At 37.3% G+C, this 17,110-nt stretch carries 16 protein-coding genes; 6 read left to right on the top strand and 10 right to left on the bottom strand.

The annotated features are described in order from the left end of the window. Positions 1 to 2: 2 nt before the first annotated feature. The gene (locus LY11_RS05725; RefSeq protein WP_111632775.1) at positions 3 to 215 is read left to right on the top strand and encodes a DUF3820 family protein; all 213 of its coding nucleotides are present in this window, start codon (positions 3 to 5) and stop codon (positions 213 to 215) included. Positions 216 to 243: 28 nt separating this feature from the next. Here LY11_RS05725 and LY11_RS05730 read toward each other — a convergent pair whose 3' ends face one another. Genes LY11_RS05730 through LY11_RS05745 form a run of 4 tightly spaced genes read right to left on the bottom strand, consistent with a single transcriptional unit; the run spans position 244 to position 2,826 of the window. Next, complete coding sequence (locus tag LY11_RS05730) at positions 244 to 891, bottom strand: hypothetical protein (protein ID WP_111632776.1); 648 nt, start codon at positions 889 to 891, stop codon at positions 244 to 246. Positions 892 to 897: 6 nt separating this feature from the next. Further along, a complete protein-coding gene (locus LY11_RS05735) occupies positions 898 to 1,707 on the bottom strand; it encodes a phosphatidate cytidylyltransferase (RefSeq protein ID WP_111632777.1) in 810 nt (269 codons plus the stop codon). After that, positions 1,704 to 1,913 (bottom strand): putative signal transducing protein, encoded by a 210-nt coding sequence (locus LY11_RS05740; RefSeq protein ID WP_068404701.1) that lies wholly within the window; start codon positions 1,911 to 1,913, stop codon positions 1,704 to 1,706. The genes LY11_RS05735 and LY11_RS05740 overlap by 4 nt, the downstream gene beginning before the upstream one ends. Further along, positions 1,894 to 2,826 carry a CPBP family intramembrane glutamic endopeptidase gene (locus LY11_RS05745; protein WP_111632778.1) on the bottom strand — a complete coding sequence of 311 codons (933 nt, stop codon included), beginning with the start codon at positions 2,824 to 2,826 and terminating at the stop codon, positions 1,894 to 1,896. The genes LY11_RS05740 and LY11_RS05745 overlap by 20 nt, the downstream gene beginning before the upstream one ends. A 53-nt stretch (positions 2,827 to 2,879) precedes the next feature. On the opposite strand from LY11_RS05745, the gene dusB reads away from it, so the two are divergent. Beyond that, entirely contained in the window at positions 2,880 to 3,887 is a 1,008-nt protein-coding gene (gene dusB, locus LY11_RS05750) for a tRNA dihydrouridine synthase DusB (RefSeq protein ID WP_111632779.1), read from the top strand. 44 nt (positions 3,888 to 3,931) lie between these two features. Next, positions 3,932 to 4,318, top strand: coding sequence for a Co2+/Mg2+ efflux protein ApaG (gene apaG, locus LY11_RS05755; protein WP_068404707.1), 387 nt, complete (start codon positions 3,932 to 3,934; stop codon positions 4,316 to 4,318). On the opposite strand, the gene LY11_RS05760 is transcribed toward apaG, so the two are convergent. Further along, positions 4,315 to 5,010 carry a zinc metallopeptidase gene (locus LY11_RS05760; protein WP_111632780.1) on the bottom strand — a complete coding sequence of 232 codons (696 nt, stop codon included), beginning with the start codon at positions 5,008 to 5,010 and terminating at the stop codon, positions 4,315 to 4,317. The genes apaG and LY11_RS05760 overlap by 4 nt on opposite strands. 307 nt (positions 5,011 to 5,317) lie before the next feature. Here LY11_RS05760 and LY11_RS05765 point away from each other — a divergent pair, with 307 nt between their 5' ends. Continuing rightward, positions 5,318 to 6,640 carry a DNA recombination protein RmuC gene (locus LY11_RS05765; RefSeq protein ID WP_111632781.1) on the top strand — a complete coding sequence of 441 codons (1,323 nt, stop codon included), beginning with the start codon at positions 5,318 to 5,320 and terminating at the stop codon, positions 6,638 to 6,640. Here LY11_RS05765 and thiL read toward each other — a convergent pair. Then, on the bottom strand, positions 6,635 to 7,675 hold the full coding sequence (thiL, locus tag LY11_RS05770; RefSeq protein WP_111632782.1) for a thiamine-phosphate kinase: 1,041 nt from the start codon (positions 7,673 to 7,675) through the stop codon (positions 6,635 to 6,637). The two genes, LY11_RS05765 and thiL, sit on opposite strands and share 6 nt — an antisense overlap. Positions 7,676 to 7,784: 109 nt before the next feature. Further along, on the bottom strand, positions 7,785 to 8,777 hold the full coding sequence (gene nadA / locus LY11_RS05775) for a quinolinate synthase NadA (RefSeq protein WP_111632783.1): 993 nt from the start codon (positions 8,775 to 8,777) through the stop codon (positions 7,785 to 7,787). Positions 8,778 to 9,175: 398 nt separating this feature from the next. On the opposite strand from nadA, the gene nadB reads away from it, so the two are divergent. Both nadB and LY11_RS05785 read left to right on the top strand, forming a co-directional pair. Next, a complete protein-coding gene (nadB, locus tag LY11_RS05780; protein ID WP_111632784.1) occupies positions 9,176 to 10,762 on the top strand; it encodes an L-aspartate oxidase in 1,587 nt (528 codons plus the stop codon). Between the two features lie 12 nt (positions 10,763 to 10,774). Then, entirely contained in the window at positions 10,775 to 11,284 is a 510-nt protein-coding gene (locus tag LY11_RS05785; RefSeq protein ID WP_111632785.1) for a gamma carbonic anhydrase family protein, read from the top strand. A 1-nt stretch (position 11,285) separates the two neighbouring features. On the opposite strand, the gene LY11_RS05790 is transcribed toward LY11_RS05785, so the two are convergent. The 3 genes from LY11_RS05790 to LY11_RS05800 all read right to left on the bottom strand — a co-directional run bounded on the left by LY11_RS05790 (position 11,286) and on the right by LY11_RS05800 (position 16,965). Next, positions 11,286 to 12,920, bottom strand: coding sequence for an Ig-like domain-containing protein (locus LY11_RS05790; protein ID WP_111632786.1), 1,635 nt, complete (start codon positions 12,918 to 12,920; stop codon positions 11,286 to 11,288). Between the two features lie 144 nt (positions 12,921 to 13,064). Continuing rightward, complete coding sequence (gene mnmG, locus LY11_RS05795; RefSeq protein ID WP_111632787.1) at positions 13,065 to 14,927, bottom strand: tRNA uridine-5-carboxymethylaminomethyl(34) synthesis enzyme MnmG; 1,863 nt, start codon at positions 14,925 to 14,927, stop codon at positions 13,065 to 13,067. A gap of 163 nt (positions 14,928 to 15,090) precedes the next feature. Further along, on the bottom strand, positions 15,091 to 16,965 hold the full coding sequence (locus LY11_RS05800; protein WP_111632788.1) for an ABC-F family ATP-binding cassette domain-containing protein: 1,875 nt from the start codon (positions 16,963 to 16,965) through the stop codon (positions 15,091 to 15,093). Positions 16,966 to 17,110 lie beyond the last annotated feature (145 nt).

A 17,110-nucleotide genomic window follows, 5' to 3' on the forward strand; every position in this document is an offset into this window, starting at 1 on the left:
GGATGAACCCACAACTATTAAACGATCTGGTTACTTTTAAAATGCCCTTTGGTAAATACAAAGACAAAATAATCTGCGACTTACCAGAGTCGTACCTGATCTGGTTTAATAACCAGGGTCTTCCTCCCGGTAAACTCGGAGAACTGATCGGAACCATGTATGAAATCAGGTTAAACGGATTAGAATATCTGTTAAAACCACTGAGAACAAGATAAATTAAAAATGAAAGTCCGCTGGATAAATTTATCCGGCGGTCACTTCTTTGATAAAACGCAAACGGTTTCCTTCCAGTTTGAAAGTCCATTGCTGCGCAGATTCGCCGCAAACCTCTTCCTGATCCGGATGCGCTTCTCTATATTTAGGATCTGAATTCGTTCCGTATTGCAAGCTCACAGTGTCTCCGTCAATCTGGATTATATAAAAAGAATAACAGCCCTCGTCTTCCACATGCGATTCACTTTCAAGTTTTGGATTAGTCTTCAGCTCAGCTACATTAACAGCCTTAAAAAGGTCATTAAAGCCTCCCATTTGAAAGTAATCGTATATATCGTTGAAATTTTTGATAAAAAGTTCTCTGCTGATCATTCCTCCATTTGTTTTTCTGACCTGATCAAATTCTTCATTGACATCAAACATAGACATAGAACTATCCGCCAGCGGAAAATCAAAATACTTTTCAATCTGATTGACATCTTTGGCAATGAAAGCCTGCTGCATTCTTTGCAATTCAGCAATCATCAAAATGCGTTTAGCAGCAATTGAATCTTCATTTTGCTCTTGTAATCCTTTCTTCATTGTAACAGCCGAACCATTTTTTTCCGATCCGGATTGTTGATTACAGCCAGCAGAAACCAGGAGGAGCAGCCAAATAAAATAAACAAATTTATTCATCAGGTATTAATTTAAAACAAGGTACAAATAGGCAAAAACAACTGGTGCTGCAATTAATAAACCATCAAATCTGTCCAGCAAACCTCCATGTCCCGGTAAAAGTGTACCAGAATCCTTTGCATTCAGACTTCTTTTAAGCATGGACTCCACCAGGTCGCCCAGCGTACCAAAACTTACAATTAAAACAGCCATTCCAGCCCAGACCAGAAAGGGTATTTCCGTAAAAAATAAAGAAATGACGAAAGAAACCAGAACGCTGGTCAGCATCCCGCCAAAGAAGCCTTCCCATGTTTTTTTCGGAGAATGGCGTTCAAACAGCTTGTGGCTTCCCAATTTTCTGCCGAACAAATAAGCTCCCGTATCACTAGCCCATAACAAGAGTAAAAAAGCCAGTGGCAAATGATAATTATGTGTTTTAAAATCCTGTATAAATGCTAAAGAATAGAAAAAACAGAAAGGAACAGTTACATAGACAAAACCCACAAAAGTATAGGCAATATTGCCAAAGGGGATCTTATCCTTTTTGTAAAGCTCACCCAGGAAAACCGCCGAAACCAGCGGGATCAGCAACAATAAATATTTAGTATCAAACTGATATAAATGATACCCAGCAGTGATTAAAAAGATAAATGCACTCACAACCAGACCAATGTTCCGATGCGGTCTGATGCCAGATGTTTTGATCAGTTTATAAAATTCTGCTAAAGAAAAAACACTTAAAAACAGGTAAAAGAAAGTAAAAGTCAAGGCCCCGAGAAAAATAGAGCCCAACATTACAATCGTAAAAAAGAAGGCCGTTATTGCTCTGGTTTTCATTCCGTTTCCGTCGATTTTATATAAGTATCCGCAGCATCAAAATCTTTTTGATTCACCAATACTTCAATCACGCCGAAAGTCTGGTAAGAAGAATCTTTTTTATTCATAATTACCGCAGCAATATCATTTTCTATTAATCCTTGTTTGATGATCTCTGCTGTTACAGGATTTTCTGTGGTATAAACCTTAACCCAATTGTTTTCCATTGCCCGATGTGGTTTTGTTTTTTAAATACTTAAATAAAAATATGCTCAAAATTAAACTAATAACGTATCCATACCATGGAAAATTTGAAGAATTATCTGCTTCAGTTAAAGGAATGTTATGCTTTTGCAAATACCAGGCTACACTAACCGCATACGCATTGTTTAAAAAGTGCGCCAGCATAGCATACCATAAACTACCCGTCCACCAGTAGATGTAGCCAAATGCCGCACCTAAAAATAATCTCGGAAAAAATCCAAAAAACTGAAGGTGTATCGCACTGAAAATAAACGCGGAAATCCAGATAGCTACATGCGGATTCTTAAACATTTTGGTAAATGACCTTTGAATCCCCCCCCTGAACATCAGTTCTTCTCCGATGGCCGGTAACAATGCAATGACCACAATATTGATCAGAAAATCAAATCCGTTCTTCGTTTTTAATAATAAAATTGTCATTTTCATCGCTTCATCTTCCTTACTCCGCATCCAGTTTTCAAGCGGCTTAAGAAAATCGGGCAGCACCATTTTTTGGTTAGCCAGGCCAATCCATTCCATTAATGGCATGGAACAAAGCATAATCATAAACACTAAAAATACAAGAGAAGCCGTTGGTCTTTTAAAACCATAAAAATTATTGATTTTAGTTTTTTCCGTCCAGGCAAGCATTAAAGGCGGTAAAATGAACATACAGCCCGTTGTTAAAACCTGTGAAACCTTAAGAACAGCCATAGATGAAGCGTCTCCGCTCATTAAAACAGCAGCATTACTCAGCCCCTGGGTCCCGTAAACACCAACCACTACAGCTAAACTCAGTACAGAGCCTATCACTAAACCTAATATCGTATAACACAGAATCATAAGTAGCTGTATATAAGCATCCTTTTCTTCCGCTTTGTTGTAAATGAAATTCATTATTGGGAATAGTTTGTACCTTTGTCTTTTAATTTTGGATTGAAGATAGAAAAATGTCCGTAAAGATAGGAAATATTGACTTGGGAGAGTTCCCATTATTGCTGGCACCGATGGAAGATGTGAGCGATCCGCCTTTCCGTTTTGTATGTAAACAAAGCGGGGTGGATATGATGTATACAGAGTTCATTTCTTCTGAAGGATTGATACGTGATGCAGCTAAAAGCAGGCAGAAACTTGATATTTTTGAGTACGAAAGACCTATAGGCATTCAGATTTTCGGAAGTGAAATATCGACCATGCACGAGGCCACTGAAATTGCTACCCTGGCTAAACCAGATCTGATTGACATCAATTATGGCTGTCCTGTTAAACAGGTGGCTTGTAAAGGGGCAGGATCAGCTCTTTTGCAGGATATAGATAAAATGGTAAAAATGACTGATGCCGTAGTCAGAGCCACAAATTTACCTGTTACCGTTAAAACGCGGCTGGGCTGGGATGACAACACTAAAAACGTTGATGAAGTAGCCGAGAGATTACAGGACATCGGAATTCAGGCACTGACCATTCACGGAAGAACAAGATCGCAGATGTATAAAGGCGAAGCTGACTGGCGGATGATCAGGGATATCAAAAGAAATCCAAGGATCAAAATTCCGATTTTCGGTAATGGAGATATAGACAGTCCTCAAAAAGCACTGGATTGGCGCAGAGAATTTGAAGTAGATGGAATCATGATTGGCAGAGCTGCAATTGGTTACCCGTGGATCTTCAGAGAAATTGCCCATTTTTTCAAAACCGGGGAAAAACTTGCTGGCCCTACCGTTGCTGAAAGAGTTTCAGTTTGCAGAACTCACTTAGATAAATCTATTGCCTGGAAAGGTCCAAAAGTAGGTATTTTCGAAATGAGAAGGCATTATGCTAATTATTTCAAAGGATTACCTGACTTTAAGAACTATAGAATGTTATTGGTCAAAGAAGACAATATTGAAATAATTCATGCTATTTTAGACGAAGTGGCAGATAAATATCACCACCTGCTCCTGGAAGGAGAAATGGCTTGATTTTTGAAAAACACTTAATAAATTAGATTAGAATTTAGATTATAATGGTCACAGCGATTACACAAGGCGTTAAGATTTCGGTAGATACGGTGTATCAGGAAGAATATTCCAATCCTGAGAAAGAACATTTTATGTTTGCTTACCAGATTTCTGTAGAGAATCTGTCAGATTATTCGATACAATTGATGCGCCGTCAATGGTTTATCTTTGATTCCAATGGTACACAAAGAGAAGTAGAAGGAGAAGGGGTTGTTGGCATTCAGCCAGTTATAGAACCGGGAGAAAGTTATTCTTACGTTTCCGGATGTAATTTAACGACCGATATGGGTTCGATGTCAGGAAATTACCTGATGCACCGTACAGCAGATGAAAGTGATTTTACAGTTGATATTCCTGAATTCCAGTTGATTGTACCTTACCGTCTGAATTAATTTTTGTTTCTTCCAAATAACATAGAAGCATAGTATAATAAATTGGACAATGCACCAAGGGCAGCTACTACATAGGTCATTGCTGCCCACCATAAAGCATCTTTAGCTTGTGCGTTTTCTTCATAACTGTGCATCACTACCTGGTTATTTTTAAGCCATATTAAAGCCCTTTTACTGGCATCAAATTCAACAGGCAAGGTAATGAAGCTGAATATGGTAATCAGTACCAGGCCAGCTACCCCCATCCCCAGTACAAAAGGATTGCCTGTAAACCCAATCAGCAAAATTCCTATAATTAAAACCCACTGTAAAAGATTAGAAGATATACTGACTACAGGGACCATATTGGTTCTGAATTGCAGCCAATAATAAGATTTGGCATGTTGAACAGCGTGTCCGCACTCATGAGCAGCTACAGCTGCGGCCGCTACACTTCTCCCATAATAAACGTCCGTACTTAAATTAACCGTTTTATCCGCTGGATTATAATGATCTGTTAACTGTCCGTCTGCATTCATTACCCTTACATCATATATTCCATTATCATGCAGCATTTTTTCTGCAATCTCATGGCCTGAAAATCCAGAATTCAACTGCATTTCTGCATATCTGGCAAATTTATGCCTGAATTTCCACTGCACAAAAATGCTCAGAATCAGTATCGGAATTATAAAAAACAAATAGGTCGCCATCTCTTGATATCACATTTTATTCAATGCCTTAAATCAAAAATTGTTCCCATAATCTTAAATTTCAATAAAACAGCTATTCTTCGGTTAAAAAACGTAATCGTAATTAAAAAACACTCTTATTAATTAATTTATTAAGTGAATATTAAAAAAATACCCTTTTCATTCGTCAAAAGAATGCGCATATTTTCATAATAAAAACCTTATGTCTCTTAAAAACTTCATAAAAACCAATATTAACAGGCATATAAATACTAAAATAGTTGTTAAAATCGTTTATAATATAGATTTTTGATAAAAATATTAGCAAATGAATATTCTTATTATAGTATTGCTTATCGTGGTGATCATCTTTCTTTTTTTTATTTTATTAAAAAAACCGGGAGCAATCAATAACCAGGCTGACCTGTTATGTTTAAAAGAAGCAGAGCATGAAAAAATATTAGGCTATTATAAAGAAGAAAAGCAACGTTTAGAAGACGAACTGATTGATTTGCGCACAGGATTCATGGATGAAAGAAGCCGCGCCGTCAAAGCAGAAGAAATGCTTAAAGCTCAGGTGGACAAACAAAACGAACAGGAAAAATATATAGCAGAACTGCAGCAAAAGTTCAAAATGGAATTTGAGCATATCGCGAATCAGATACTGGAAGAAAAAACTTCCAGATTCACGGCTAACAATAAAGCCAACATGGACCTTATTTTAAGCCCGCTGAAGGAAAATATTAAAGCATTTGAGGAAAAGGTTGACCGCGTCTATAAAGCTGAGTCAGATGAGCGCAATATACTCAAAGGTGTCATTTCACAACTGATGGATCAGAGCAGACAAATCCAGGAAGATGCAAATAACCTGACCAAAGCACTGAAAGGTGATAATAAAAAGCAAGGTAACTGGGGAGAAGTAATCCTGGAGCGTGTACTGGAACGCTCAGGACTCGTTAAAGATCAGGAATACCGCATACAATCGAGTTTTAGTACCGCGACAGGCAACAGGGTTCAACCCGATGTAATTATCGATCTGCCGGAAGATAAACACATTGTAGTCGATTCTAAAGTTTCGCTGATTGCCTATGAAAAATATGTTACTGCCGAAACAGAAGAAGACAGAGAAATATTTGTTAAACAGCACTTACTTTCTTTAAAAAACCATATCCAGGATTTATCCGGTAAAAATTATCAGGCACTTTATCAGATCAATTCTCCTGATTTTGTACTGCTGTTTATCCCCATAGAATCTTCTTTCGGTATCGCGGTTCAAAAAGACGCAGAACTTTTCAACTATGCCTGGGAAAGAAAAGTGGTGATTGTAAGTCCTTCAACTTTACTCGCTACCCTGCGTACCATTTCCAGTATCTGGAAACAGGAAAGACAGAACCGGAATGTGCTTGAAATAGCACGTTTAAGTGGCAGTATGTATGATAAATTTGTTGGATTCGTTACTGACATGGAGAGTATCGGCAGAAACATCAGACAAAGTCAGGATGCCTACGACAAAGCGATGGGTAAATTGTCTTCCGGAAGCGGAAACCTGGCCAATACAGCCGATAAAATAAAAAAACTGGGTGCAAAAACTACCAAACAAATTGATCGTAAGTTCCTGGACCCAGCTTTAATAGATGAAGAAACCCTATAATTTAAAGGCATTCCAGCCCTGTGCCTTCAATTCATGAACCACACTTGATTTAGAAATCATTTTACAGCCTGAAGCTTTATCTGTGATATGTCCAATAACAGTAATATCCACATCATGCTTTAATTTTGTATAATCCTCTTGTTTGATCGTGAATAACAATTCATAATCTTCACCGCCATTTAACGCACAAACAGTTGGATCAAGTCCGAGTTCTCTTGCAGTTTCATAAGTCATCGGATCAATTGGAAATTTATCTTCATACAAAGTACATCCTTTCTCAGATTGCTTGCAGATGTGCATAATATCAGAAGCCAGACCATCTGAAATATCGATCATTGAAGTCGGTACAATTTTCATCTGAGCCAGCAGATCTACAATATCTCTTCTTCCTTCAGGTTTCAATTGTCTTTCAATAATATAATCTTTTCCTTCCAGATCAGGCTGAATATTAGGGTTTTCCAGGAATATTTGTTTTTCTCTTTCTAAAATCTGAAGTCCTACATAGGCGCCTCCCAAATCACCAGAAACACAAATCAAATCGCTTTCATTAGCACCGTTTCTATAGCAAATATCTTCTTTGGCAGCATAACCAATACTCGTTACACTCAATACTAACCCTTGCTTGCTGGAAGAAGTATCGCCACCAATTAAATCGATGTTAAACTTATTACAAGCCAATTCTATTCCTTTATAAATTTCTTCTACAGCCTCCAGCGGAAACTTACTCGAAACTCCGATAGAAACAGTAATCTGCGTTGCTACTCCATTCATCGCGTAGATGTCGCTTAAATTTACCTGAACAGCTTTATATCCCAGGTGCATCAGCGGTACATAAGCCAGGTCAAAATGAATTCCTTCCAACAATAAATCTGTAGAAATTAAGATTTCCTTATCACCGGAATGCAATACCGCAGCATCATCACCGATCCCTTTGACACTACTTTCGTGTCTTATTTTAAAATTATTTGTCAGGTGTTCAATCAGGCCAAATTCACCTAACTCACCTAATTCTGTACGTCCTTTATTCTCAAACATATTTTTTTTATAAATATTAACTGCTGGAATTTCCCAACAGTTTTTACCCCTGATTTTAAGCTTTAAAACTTATTAACAGTTGTTAGGAAAGTTAAAAAGCAAACAATTCCTATAAGCCAAGACTAGCTGATATTTCCAGCATTCTTTCAATTGGTTTTCTTGCCTCTCTGATAATATGCTCAGGCACAGTAACTTGTGGTGACCCGTTTTTTAAACATAGATACAATTTTTCCAAAGTATTTCTTTTCATATACGGGCAATCATTACAAGCACAATTATTATTCGGCGGTGCCGGAATAAAAGTTTTTGTTGGATTAGCTTTTTCCATCTGGTGAATTATACCACTTTCTGTCGCTACAATAAACTCTTTCGCATCACTTTTGATGGAATAATTTAACAATCCTGTCGTAGATCCGATATAATCTGCCATCTGCAATACAGCTTCCTCACATTCCGGGTGCGCAATAAATTTTGCATTCGGATGGCGCTCTTTCAGCTTGGTTATTTTCTCTCTTGAAAATATTTCATGCACCATACAGGCACCATTCCACAAAACCAGGTCCCTGCCAGTTTTCTTTGCCACCCAGGCACCCAGATTTTTATCCGGTCCAAAAATAATCTTCTGCTCTTTTGGCAGGCTTTCTACAATTTGAACCGCATTGGTTGAGGTACAGACGATATCACTCATCGCTTTTAGCTCTGCCGTACAATTCACGTAGGTAATCACCAGGTGATCCGGGTATTTTTCTTTAAACTTTTTAAACAAATGTGGAGGACAACTATCAGCTAATGAGCAACCTGCCTTTAAATCCGGTAATAAAACCTTTTTCTCCGGAGAGAGAATTTTAGCTGTTTCTGCCATAAAATGCACTCCTGCAAAAACAATCACATCCGCCTCAGTTCTGGCCGCTTCCTGAGAAAGCCCTAAACTGTCCCCAATATAGTCCGCAACATCCTGTATATCAGGCTCTTGGTAGTAATGTGCCAGAATTATCGCATTTTTCTCTTTTTTTAACTTTTCAATTTCCGCAAAAAGATCAAGTGTTGGGTCGATACTTTCTTCTACAAATCCTCTTCTGTTCAATTCTTCTAAGGTATCCATTTTCAACGTTTCAATAATTAATAATTATTTAATATAAATAGATTTCTATTGTTTATTAGTGTGTTAGTAATGTTTGTAACTCTGAGATTTTTATTCGTTTTTATAACTTGTTCTATACTTATCAACAAATAAATCACTTTTTATTTCAAAAAATCCGCTGATTAACAATTAGATATTTTTAAGATTAAAAACTTATCCATACTCAGATGTTTATTAGTTACTTGGTAGTAAAAAGTTAATAACTCATGCAAAGTTGCTGAAAAATAACTTAAAATATTGTGTCTAATTCTCATTTTACCTTAGCTTTAAACATTCTTAAATAGTTACTCTATTTATTTAGACAAGTAATCAACATATTTCTAACGTTGTTAACAACAAGGCGGATTTAGCACAATTCAATGAAGAATACAGACTTTTTAGTAATAGGATCGGGGATTGCGGGCTTGAGCTTCGCTTTAAAGGCCGCTAAGCATGGTAAAGTTTTAATAATTACAAAATCAAACGAAGATGAATCCAATACAAAATACGCCCAGGGGGGAGTAGCTGTAGTTGTGGATAAAGATGATTCTTTTGAAAAGCATATTCATGATACTTTAATTGCCGGCGATGGGCTTTGCGATCCGGCAATTGTGGAAATCGTGGTGAAAGAAGGGCCTCAGCGTATCCAGGAGATCATAGATTACGGAATTAAATTTGACAAGGACCCCGCAGGTGTTTATGATCTTGCGAAGGAAGGCGGGCATTCAGAACACCGTGTTTTACACTATAAAGATGTAACAGGGTACGAAATTGAGAGTGTTTTATTGAAGCAAATTCATGAAAATCCGAACATAGAGATATTAACACATTACTTCTGTTTGGAGTTAATTACCCAACATCACCTCGGAGAGTTTGTTGACAAGAGTACCAAAGTTATTAACTGTTTTGGTGTATATGCCTTTAACACAGAGCTTAACGATGTGGAAAAGATACTAGCAAAGGTAACCGTCCTGGCTTCCGGAGGAGCTGGGCATGTGTATTCCAGCACCACAAATCCAGTAATTGCAACAGGTGATGGGATGGCAATGGTTTACCGTGCAAAGGGAAAATTGAGGAATATGGAGTTCATTCAGTTTCATCCAACTGCTTTATATAACCCTGGAGAGTATCCATCCTTCTTAATATCGGAAGCGGTAAGGGGCTTTGGAGGCGTTCTGAGGCGTAAGAATGGAGACGAATTTATGTACGAATATGATGAAAGAGGGTCTTTGGCACCACGTGATATTGTGGCCAGGGCGATAGATTCTGAGATGAAAAAATCGGGTGAAGATTTCGTTTATCTGGACATAAGGCACCGGTTAAAGACTGACATTTTGACACACTTTCCGAATATTTATGCAAAGTGTTTATCTATAGGTATAGACATGACTAAAGATTTAATTCCGGTTACTCCAGCTGCACATTACATGTGTGGTGGAATTTTAGTTGATGAATTCGGAAGATCTTCTATTCATAATTTGTATGCTTGCGGAGAATGTTCTTCAACCGGATTACATGGTGCAAACCGGTTAGCTTCAAATTCTTTACTGGAAGCCCCTGTTTTTGCACACCGGATTTATCTGGATGCGATAGAAAAATTTAAGGACAGTATTATTCCTGATAATATTCCGGAGTGGAATGATCATGGAGTGATTCAATCTGATGAAGATATTCTGGTGACGCATAACCTGCGTGAAACTCAAAAATTAATGAGTGATTATGTTGGTATTGTACGCTCAGATTTTAGACTGGACAGAGCAATGAGACGTTTATTTTTGCTGCACGAAGAAACGGAAGAATTTTACAAAGCCAATAAAGTTTCCGTGAAATTGTGCGAATTGAGAAACGTTATACAAGTTGCTTTTACAGTTATTAAATCTGCGATGGCAAGAAAAGAAAGCAGGGGCCTGCACTATACAACAGATTACCCAGGCCATGCTGAACAATTAACTGATACTATTTTTTAATATATATAGAATATGCCCGTTATTTTACCGGTTTTAGATAAACACCCCAAATGGGGAGATCATTGTTTTATTGCACCAAATGCAACCATTGTGGGGGATGTAACCCTGGGAGCTAACTGTTCCGTCTGGTTCAATGCCGTCATCAGAGGTGATGTAAACACAATTACTATCGGAAACGACAGTAATATTCAGGACGGTGCGGTTATCCATGCCACCTATCTTAAAGCAGCCACTACCATTGGCAACAGGGTTTCTGTAGGGCACAATGCGATTGTGCATGGTTGTAACCTTAAAGACCATGTACTGGTGGGGATGGGTGCTATAGTGATGGACAATGCTGTAGTAGAAGAATACTGTATTATAGGAGCAGGGTCAGTAGTATTGGAAAATACAATTTGTGAAACTGGTTTTCTCTATGCAGGAACACCTGCGAAAAAAATAAAGCCCATTACTGAAGAGCAACGGGCTTTATTAAATAAACTACCAGATAATTATATTATGTATGCTGACTGGTTCAGCTAAGCTACTTTTCTTTAGGTAATGTAATCGTCTCATTTCTATCCCAATTAGCTCGTATAGAGAGCTCTTTGGGCTCATTATAGATTGTTTCCGGCTGTAAGCCCAGCTTTACATTACCAGTGTCCCAGATGCCGTTTTTATTGGTATCGTAGATGATCCTGATAAAGTATTTTCCGGCTCTGTAATTTGCAAATTTTACGGTGGTATCTCTGGATACCACTAAAGTATTGACTACAGCTTTGGCCTCATTGGTAATTTCCAGTAAATACTGTTTGTTTGCTTCCGGTACAACTATTTTTACCTGCAAAGTTCCATAATCATCTTTCTTGGCCAGCTGAAACTTCTTTAAAAACTCCTTACTTTTTGTTGCAAACAATCCTGTAAAAGCGCCGTCACCAAACTTTATTTCATAAATATCATTTGGTTGCCAGGGATACAGCATATGATAAGCCAGGAAGTTTACACTGTCTTTAACTATTTTGAAATTTGTCTTCACCACAGAGTCTTCCATCAGCGTTATTTTTGATGGATCTATGGCCTCGATTGGCATTCCAAAAGTCAAAGTAAATGGCTTATTCGGATTGATTAAGTTGGTTTCAATATTGTCAGTTGCAACAACAGTTCTTTTATAAGTATCCTTTTTACCCCTGTTAAAAGTAACTGTCTGTAATAATTTTCCTTCATTAGTAACACTTACTTTTGCAGAATCAAAAGATAAATCCGCTAACCAAACCTTTACAGAATCACCATTTTTGTTGAATTTAACCAATTTGGTTGCGTCAAGATTCTTAGGTTCAATCACTACAATTTCAGGTTTTTTAAGTTTCTGATTGAAATTCATCGAAATACTTCCATCTGCATTAAGCCTTCTGTCATTGATTCTGAAGGAGATTGCATCCTCTTTAAAGACCATCATATTTACGTTTTGCGTATCTTTTTTCAGAACGAGAGGTTCTTTAACAAAACCAATCTCATCAGAGCTTTGCTGATAAATCTTATCACTGCTTTGCTCTTTCAACGCATAAACTTTATAAGTATCGGCTCTTAAATTACTGATTTTATAATTTCCACTACTGTCTGTTAAGGTATAGATTGAGGCTTTCTTTTTTCCAAAAATACTATCTCTGGATAGGGGGAGTACAAAGGCAACACCTTCGATCAGCGGTTTGCCAGTTTGTGATTCTTTGATGTTACCCGAGATACTTAAAGAGTCCAGGGATGCACCAGTTGAAAAAACATAAGTCAGATTTTTAATTACATTTCCTTCATTTACATCCCCAACAGCTTTCCCAAAATTAAGTGTATAGGTTGTGTTCTTTTCCAGAGAATCTGTGAAAGTAATTTCCAGAGACTTGTCTTTTATTTTTAAAGTAGGCATAACTTCTACATCCGGAGAAATGGAAAACTGCTTGTACTGATCAGTCAATTTAAAATACTCATCGAATTGAATGATGACTTTCTTAGCCTTAAAATTTCTGGTTAAATTTTTCGGGACCATTGAGAGTACTTTTGGCGGAGTTTTATCTTTTGGGCCGCCCTGAGGGCCCGGTCCAATGCTCGCGCAACCATAAATCAGGGAAATTCCTGAAAATGTATAAAATAAACTCTTTGCAATCTTTATTAAGCTGTTTTTGGCCATTTATATGCGATGTAATAGAATCTTTAACCTTTTTAATAACTAATATGTAAAAAGTCTGAAAGCTTCTTATATCGCTTTAAAATAAGCTGCTTTCAGACTGGATTATTTATGATTGTAATTAATTGATTATCAATTAATTGTGTTTTATTTGCTAATATGCACCATCAAAACTGAAATGTCTGAAGGAGAAACCCCGGAAATTCTTGATGCCTGTCCTAAAGTACGTGGTTTTATCTTCAATAATTTCTCTCTGGCCTCTTTTGACAACGATCCTAAAGAAGAATAATCAAAATCAGGATTAATATCCTTGTCTTCCATCTTTTGCATTTTGTTTACGATCTCTTGTTCCTTCAGGAAATAGCTCTCATACTTTACTTTGATTTCAGCTTGTTCAATAGTTTCCTGATCAAAAGGAGTAAGGTATTCATCCAGGCTTTTGCTCACCTTTCTCAAATCATTAATCCCAACCTGAGGTCTGCCGAGTACACTGACTATTTTAACATTTTGTGCTAAAGGTGTTGAACCTAAAGTTTCCAGCATGTCATTTGCTTCAATCATTTCGATGCCCTGCTTCCGGGTGAAAGCAACAATATTATCTGAGTTCGAAATTTTCTGGTGAACAACCGCCAAACGTTCGTCACTGATTAATCCTAAAGCATGGCCAATAGGGGAGAGCCTGATATCTGCATTGTCCTGACGCAGTAATAATCTGTGCTCAGCTCTGGAGGTAAACATACGGTAAGGTTCCTCAGTTCCTTTTGTAACCAGGTCATCAATTAACACACCAATATAAGATTCTGAACGCTTCATAATTAACGGAGCTTTTTCATTTATTTTTAAATGTGCATTAATTCCGGCAATGAAACCCTGACTCGCGGCCTCTTCATATCCGGTAGTTCCGTTGATCTGTCCGGCGAAATACAAATTCTCAATTAACTTCGTTTCCAGTGTTAAAGATAATTGGGTAGGTGGGAAGTAATCATATTCAATTGCATAACCTGGTCTGAACATTTTTGCATTTTCAAATCCTGGAATTTGAATTAGCGCTCTGTACTGAACATCTTCAGGTAAAGAAGTAGAAAAACCATTGACATAAATTTCGCAAGTATTCCATCCCTCAGGTTCTACGAAAATCTGATGTCTGTCTCTCTCTGCGAACCTGTTTATTTTATCTTCAATAGACGGGCAGTATCTTGGACCAAGTCCTTTGATCCGGCCAGTAAACATTGGTGATTTTTCAAAACCTTCTTTTAAGGTTTCATGAACATTACTATTGGTGTAAGTAATCCAGCAACATCTTTTTTCTGTTGGTCTTGCTACATTGGTGTAAGAAAATCTTCCTGGGTTTTCGTCACCCCATTGTTCTTCCATTAATGAATAATTCAGAGATCTTCCATCCACGCGTGGGGGAGTACCAGTCTTCATTCTTCCAGCTTCGAATCCAATAGAAGTTAACTGTTCTGTAATTCCGGTTGCTGCTTTTTCACCAGTACGGCCACCACCAAATTTCTTCTCTCCAATATGGATCAATCCATTTAGAAAAGTACCATTTGTTAATACCACACTTTTGGCTTTTATCTCCACACCAATAGAAGTTTTCACGCCGGTTACTTTATTGTTTTCTATGATCAGGCTACTCACCATATCCTGCCAGAAATCTACATTTGGGGTACGCTCTAAAGCAAGTCTCCATTCTTCTGCGAATCGCTTTCTGTCATTTTGTGCACGGGGGCTCCACATCGCAGGGCCCTTAGATAAATTGAGCATTCTGAACTGCAGGGTAGTCTTATCACTGATGATTCCTGAGTAACCACCCATGGCATCAATCTCTCTTACAATTTGACCTTTTGCTACACCGCCCATTGCAGGATTGCAGCTCATCTGCGCAATTGTCTCCATATTCATGGTGACTAATAAAACGGAAGATCCCATGTTTGCTGCTGCCGCTGCTGCTTCACAACCTGCGTGTCCGGCACCTACAACAATCACATCATATTCTTTAAACATCTTATTTTTATATTTATGTTCCACGTGAAACAAGGTCTGTAATTCTTGTTCCTGATTACTGGCGTTCCACGTGGAACGTTAATTCTTATGCTGGCTTAACGGGGGCTTGTTTAATCTTATTAACGCTTAAAAAGCCTTATAATAACCTAAACTATTCCTTTAATTAAGTCGTTTTGTTTGTCTTCTCTGATAACTCTACCCAACGTTCCATGGTCTGTTCTAAAGAGCTATTCAGCTTTTCAATGGCTTTCGTTACCTCTTGTATTTCCATATAGTTAGCACTGTCGATTGCAAGCAGTGAATTAGTTAATTTATCAATTTCATTTTCAGTCTCTGCTATTTTCGCTTCTGAGTCTTCTAATTCTTTCTGCTCTTTATAAGTTAATTTATTAGCAGGAATAGCCGTAGTTTTTTGTTCGTTCTTTGTAGTTTTCGTTTCTACTTTTTCTTTAGGCATATCCAGGCTAATTCTATATTCAGAATAATTACCATTGTAGATACTAACGATACCATCGCCTTCCATGATGAACAATTGCTCACTCATTTTATCTAATAAATACCTATCGTGAGAAACAAGAATTAATACACCAGGGAAGTTTTCTAGAAACTCTTCTAATACATTTAAGGTATCAATATCTAAATCATTTGTCGGCTCATCCAGAATCAGGAAGTTTGGATTTTGCATTAAAACCTTCATCAGGTGTAAACGTTTTTTCTCCCCACCACTTAATTTTTCTACCATCCCATGTTGTTTCTTAGGAGGGAAGAGGAAGAGTGTCAGCAATTGGGAAGCTGAGATCATTGAGCCATCAGCCATCTTAATATATTCAGCATCTGACTTTACAATATCAATAACTCTTTCTTTTTCATTGAAGGCTAAACCACCTTGTTTATAGTAACCATAAACCGTAGTTTCTCCAGTACTTACTTTACCTTTTTCCGGAATTTGGAAGCCAGTAATAATATTTAATAAGGTGGATTTTCCAGTTCCATTTTTCCCTGCTAAACCAATACGGTCCGCACGTTTAAAAGTATAACTGAAATCATTGATTATTTTCTTTTCATCAAAAGACTGACCAATATTATCCAGCTCCAGAATCTTATTTCCCTGACGGGACATTTTCATACTTAAGGTTACACTTCCTGTATCCGAACGTTGTTTGGTTTTAGTTTCCAAATCATAAAAAGCATCTATTCTGGATTGAGATTTAGTCGTTCTTGCCGCAGGCATTCTACGCATCCATTCCAGTTCTTTCTTCAAAAGATTCTTATTCTTTTGGAAAGTACTGTCATCAGAAGCTTCACGTTCCGATTTCTTTTCCAGGAAATAAGCATAGTTTCCATTGTAATTATAAATCTTACCTCTATCCAGTTCCACAATTGTATTACATACATTATCCAGGAAATACCTGTCATGCGTAACTAGTAATATTGTTTTATTTCCTGAAGTCAGTAATTTCTCTAACCATTCAATGGTATCAATATCCAGGTGATTCGTCGGCTCATCCAAAACATATATCTCAGGATCTTCAATCAAAAGTTTAGCTAAAGCCAAACGTTTTTTCTGACCACCAGATAAAGTTGAAATTTTTTGCTGTAAGTGATTAATCCCCATACGACTTAAAATCGTTTTGATTTCATGCTCATATTCCCAGGCATTATGCTCGCTTAACTCTTCGTATAAACGGTTAAGTTTTTTCTCATCAGGATTAGGATCTTCAATCAGTTCTTCATATTCTTTGATTAACTGTTGCTGCTTATTGTCTGTAGAAAAAATAAAATCACTGATAGAATATCCATCCGGGAAGGAAGGCTCCTGATCCAGGAAACCAATCTTAACAAATTTATTTTTCACTATTTTCCCTTCCAGCGGAGTAAACCGCTCGGCCAATAATTTTAATAGGGTGCTTTTACCGGCTCCGTTGATTCCAACCAACGCTACGCGCTGACCAGTCTGGATACCTAAGGTTAAATTTTTGAATAACCATTCATCATTATAGGCATGGCCTAAATTTTCTGCTGCAATTAATGTGCTCAAAGTATGTTTTTAACGAATTATCAGATAAGAAATTATCCGCAAAAGTAAGCAATATTTGTGGGTATAATATTCATGTGTTTAAACAACTAAATATTATATTACAATTCAGTAACCTACGGAGTTATAAGTATATATACAAAAAGAG

This window comes from Pedobacter cryoconitis (assembly GCF_003259615.1).
Classification (GTDB): domain Bacteria; phylum Bacteroidota; class Bacteroidia; order Sphingobacteriales; family Sphingobacteriaceae; genus Pedobacter; species Pedobacter cryoconitis.